Genomic DNA, 2,035 nt, shown 5'->3' on the forward strand with positions numbered 1-2,035 from the left:
GCTATAGGGTGTAAGTCCCGAATACATCCGTATTCAGTCGGAAAGTATTAGCTGACAGACAGGGCGATGTCCGTGAGGAATCGTTCGGAGGGGCTGAAGGCAAACCTCTGCCCAGAGCCGTAAAACCCGTGTTGGCACAAGAGTGGGATGATCGTGCAAGAGAACGAAAAGTCCAAATAACTGAAATAACTCGAAGTGTTAAGAGGGCTGGTGTAGAGAGAAAGTGAGCGATGTGACCCACAGAGACCTCTTTTTGTCCGACCAGATAGGTATCGAACCTCAAGGAGGAAATCCAAGAGATTGAGACGCGAGAAGAGGAGTCAGAGATCACCATAGTAGTGAAGAAGCTTATGCCAATGACCTTCTGGCAACAGATGCGAGGGCGGCACATAAGTGAGAGTGTCCCACAGTGATACTTGGATCTCATCCCCAAAAGGGATGAAGTCTGCGAAGGGTGTGACCCATGAAGAATTCAACATGCCACATTAAATGTCTGTGGAAGTGGGCAGAAACTAGTAGTGCGAACACGGAAACTAGGGCCGAACAGAAGGGTACGCCGTCCACCACTCGTTGAACATAGTGAGAACTGCCGTTGTAGCTATTGACACTATGAACAACAACTACGGGAGAAACAGAAACAATAATGGAGAGCATAAGAAACGCAAGAGGAGTAAATAGATGGATAGAAGAATCTGGTATAGCCTATATGACAAAGTATTTAATCTAGGAAACCTACACTCTGCATTCAAGCAAGTGAAAAAGAATAAAGGGGCTCCTGGAGTCGATAAGGTAACCATTCAAAGGTATGAAATGGAGTTGGAGAGCAATCTAGAAGCGCTCCAACTAAAACTAAAGGAAAAACGTTATCGCCCAAAACCTGTGAGACGAAAGTATATCCAAAAAGATGACGGTAAAATGAGACCGCTGGGAATTCCCACAGTGGAAGACCGAGTTGTACAAGCAGCAGTCAGAAACATCATAGAACCAATCTTTGAAGAAGAGTTTCTTCCTAGTAGCTATGGATTTCGCCCAGGCATCAGCGCACATATGGCGCTTGACCAAGTGACGAAATACTTACAAAAAGGATACGCTCATGTCGTTGATGCGGACCTACAATCCTACTTTGACACGATTCCTCATGACAAACTCTTAGCACGCTTACGAATGAGAATAAAAGATGGATCGGTTTTAGGGCTGATTAGCGAATTCTTAACTTCAGGAGTAATGGAAGAGCAAGTCTATGAAGAAACGATTGAAGGCGCTCCGCAAGGGGGAGTTCTGAGTCCGTTACTTTCAAATATATATTTACACCAGCTCGACCTACTTATGGAGGAGCGAGGACAGCGAATCGTAAGATTCGCAGATGATTTCATCATTCTCTGTAAGAGTAAAAAAGGAGCAGAGCGTGTAATGAATGGAGTAACGAAATACTTGGAAAACGAACTCGGTTTAAGAGTACATCCAACAAAATCCAAAGTTGTAGATTCTACAAAAGAACCGTTCACCTTCCTGGGGTATGAATTCTATCGTGACTTCCGCAGAATCGACCCCAAAAAGCTCGTAAAATTCAAGGATAAGGTCAAGAGGAAAACGAGGAAAAATCAGACCGTCAACATAGAAGTCCTTATAAAAGAGGAAATCAACCCTCTCGTCAGAGGCTGGGGGAACTACTTCCGAAAAGGAAATATTAAGACCCTTTTCCGAACCTTAGACTCCTGGATTCGAAGAAGACTAAGGATGGTTCAATTGAGGAGCTGGCGACATGTCAAAAGTCTCCATAGAATATTGAGGAGAAAAGGATGGAAAGAAACAAACTTAAAAGGTATACGGATGTTTTCGTGGAGAAGTTCCAAGAGCCCCATGATTCATGGGGCTCTAGATAATAAGTTCTTTAGCAACCTAGGGTTGGTAAGTCTTGAAACTATTCATACTCCTGTTGTCCCCAAAGGGGATTAGTGGGAGGAGCCGTATGCGAAGATCCGCACGTACGGTTCTGTGAGAGGGGTGGTCAGAAATGGCGACCCCTACTCGATTT

The 2,035-nt window shown here is 44.4% G+C and carries 1 protein-coding gene; it reads left to right on the top strand.

Features of this window, described 5'->3' with window-relative positions; all coding sequences use genetic code 11:
- Positions 1-678: 678 nt before the first annotated feature.
- Positions 679-1,956: a group II intron reverse transcriptase/maturase gene (ltrA, locus tag BVI01S_RS21755; RefSeq protein WP_082804803.1), complete on the top strand. Its 1,278-nt coding sequence runs from the start codon at positions 679-681 to the stop codon at positions 1,954-1,956.
- Positions 1,957-2,035: the final 79 nt, after the last annotated feature.

The organism is Rossellomorea vietnamensis NBRC 101237 (genome assembly GCF_001591825.1).
Classification (GTDB): Bacteria; Bacillota; Bacilli; order Bacillales; family Bacillaceae_B; genus Rossellomorea; species Rossellomorea vietnamensis.